This is a genomic window from Vibrio minamisatsumaniensis, from assembly GCF_050337445.1.
In the GTDB taxonomy this organism is placed as follows: domain Bacteria; phylum Pseudomonadota; class Gammaproteobacteria; order Enterobacterales; family Vibrionaceae; genus Vibrio; species Vibrio artabrorum.
This window is the reverse complement of the sequence record NZ_JAKJSY010000157.1, coordinates 1-2,271: the sequence shown is the minus strand read 5'-3', so window position 1 is coordinate 2,271 and position 2,271 is coordinate 1. Positions and strand designations below refer to the sequence as shown.

Here is a 2,271-nt window from a genome sequence, read left to right as displayed (position 1 = left end):
ATCCTATATTGCAACAGGTGTTCGAGCATAAACTCATAGCAATCTACTTTAGATTTTTCGCGAAGTAGGTGGCGGCCTTTTTTACGATATCTAGCTCTTCAGCTTGCTCTGCCAATAATCGTTTGAGTTTGGCATTTTCAGTGGCGAGCTCCCTTTCTCTATCGCTGATTTTCGCATCTTTTTTGACGGCTTTACGCCACCCATAAATTTGAGATTCATATAGCGAAAGCTGTCGTGCGGCAGCAGAGACACCGACCTTCTCTGCTAACTTAAGCGCTTCGGCTTTAAATTCAGGAGCATGTTTGATTCGTGTTTTCTTAGTTGTCATTGTTCACCTCGTTAGTGATTGTACTCACTTAACTCGGTGTCCAAAACTTCTGGTGCGGATCATTTCTTTTGCGCAACATAGTCTGTGTGGCAAATTCCTAACTCAGACTTTACCGCTAGATTAAAAGCCTGTTTAGCTATATGAATGGCTCCTTTCTTTTGTAGATCCCTTAGGTATTGACCATCGTTTGTGAACTTGCCAAAAAGAACATGAAGATGATCACCTGTACCACGAATGTTGTCATTTTGCTGCTGATGCAGTACCGCACGTACAATTCCATTAAAATCCTTAGAACCCAATCCCATCGAACGAGACAGATTAGCAACAATGATTTTTAACATTGATTGCCATTGTTGTTCTGTTGGTCTAATTCCTTTAGGCAAAGTAAACACATACTCCATCGCAGGTGAGGGTGGCCTACCACCTTTGCGATTCAAAAGTTGTGCTAGCTTACGTTTTTCACATTGATATTGAATATTGAGGCTAGTTTGGTTGTTGCCCCAAATATTAATGATACGTTCAGTATTGGAGTGATTTTTATGACTAGGGTTTTGAAAATACAGCTCTCGGGCTGCTGTTGATTTAATTGATTCTACCGTTACTGTCCAGTTGTTAATTGTCATACTTTATTGACAACTTACTAAATTTAAAACACTGAATCAAATTGAGTAATTTGTACAAGTTAGTCAAGATAGGCAAATCTAAAGATTTGCCGCCTTGGACGGGGGACTTCATCCCCCATCGCCCCCTGACAACCGAAGAAAAAGGCGCTATTCGCGCCTTCTTATTCGGTTAACTAGATATACTGCTTACATTGTAAGTACAACTCATGTAATTTGCTATCACCTCGAAACCCATAGCTCCTTAAAAGCATCATATTAAAAAATAATTCTTGGTACTCTTCATCAATATAATCGATATCAGAAAGCTGAACAGCCGAGAGAGACCCCCCATCACGATAGTAATTACAAAAAGCTGTGGCTAGAAAAATGGCCGCCCTTGAATTATCACTAATGCTTAATAACCTCGTCATCTTCTTAACAAAAACTGTTGTTTCTTCTTTAAATTCGATTAATTTTAACATTCTAATTCACCTTTAGGTTAATGGTTCTGCATATTAAGCAGAAGAATTAGACGAGACACCAGTATTATTTATTTAATTCACAATAATAAGGCACGTTTTCCAAAAATTAGTATTAATGTGTAAATTTCACCTTTGATTAACAATTAAATGAAGCTAAAGCACTTATTTTTTAACTAAAGTATTCCTATTATTTTAGGCGATTACGTTCAACCTTAGTTTCTTTTATTCCTCTAGAATAAAATTTTTTGAATATCTCATTCCAACTTTCACTTCCTTCTACATCTTCCAGTTTGGGAAGGTAGTTCATGATTTCAGATTCTACGATACCAAGATCTAGGTTTAATGGCATCCACTGATATCGTCCCTTGCTTGGGTATAATTTGTTCAAAAGATCATTTGAGTGGAGTTGGGTTAACATATCTAGAATAATTCCCGAAGAGCGTGTAATTTCTTTATTAGGAACATCATACTTGTATGTAAATGGAACAAAAACAGACTTAGAACCTTCATCTGTTAAATACCTAAACGGCTTCACATCAAATTCTCTAATTTGACCATTTCTAAATGTGAAACGTATCGAAATACAACTAACTTGACCTGTTTTTGAATATTTTGAACTAATTACATTTCTTCCAATTTCGATACTTGTTAATACCCTTGCAAGATTGTTTCTAATCTCTGATCTGGTCGGATGAAGATAGTCATTCATGATATCTTTTGTAAATATATCTTTTGACAACAATTCAAAAACTCTTGCTATTTCAGGCGTATCAAATTCACTCATCTCAATTAGGATTCTATTTAATTTTTCTTCTGTATTTTCAATTAAATCTAGAATCCTAGCGCTACTATTCTTTTT

The 2,271-nt window shown here is 36.0% G+C and carries 2 protein-coding genes and 2 pseudogenes; all 4 read right to left on the bottom strand.

The features are described from left to right. A pseudogene (locus L4B77_RS19780) lies at window positions 1-328 on the bottom strand (transposase); the annotation flags it as partial. 59 nt (window positions 329-387) lie between these two features. Further along, entirely contained in the window at window positions 388-951 is a 564-nt protein-coding gene (locus L4B77_RS19775) for a hypothetical protein (protein ID WP_429752555.1), read from the bottom strand. A gap of 173 nt (window positions 952-1,124) precedes the next feature. Continuing rightward, window positions 1,125-1,412 carry a hypothetical protein gene (locus tag L4B77_RS19770; RefSeq protein WP_429752553.1) on the bottom strand — a complete coding sequence of 96 codons (288 nt, stop codon included), beginning with the start codon at window positions 1,410-1,412 and terminating at the stop codon, window positions 1,125-1,127. 187 nt (window positions 1,413-1,599) lie between these two features. Beyond that, a pseudogene (locus tag L4B77_RS19765) lies at window positions 1,600-2,271 on the bottom strand (hypothetical protein); the annotation flags it as partial.

Excerpts from the sequence above, each read along its gene's own strand:
- L4B77_RS19775 (WP_429752555.1), bottom strand. The coding sequence starts at position 951 with ATGACAATTAACAACTGGACAGTAACGGTAGAATCAATTAAATCAACA.
- L4B77_RS19770 (WP_429752553.1), bottom strand. The coding sequence starts at position 1,412 with ATGTTAAAATTAATCGAATTTAAAGAAGAAACAACAGTTTTTGTTAAG.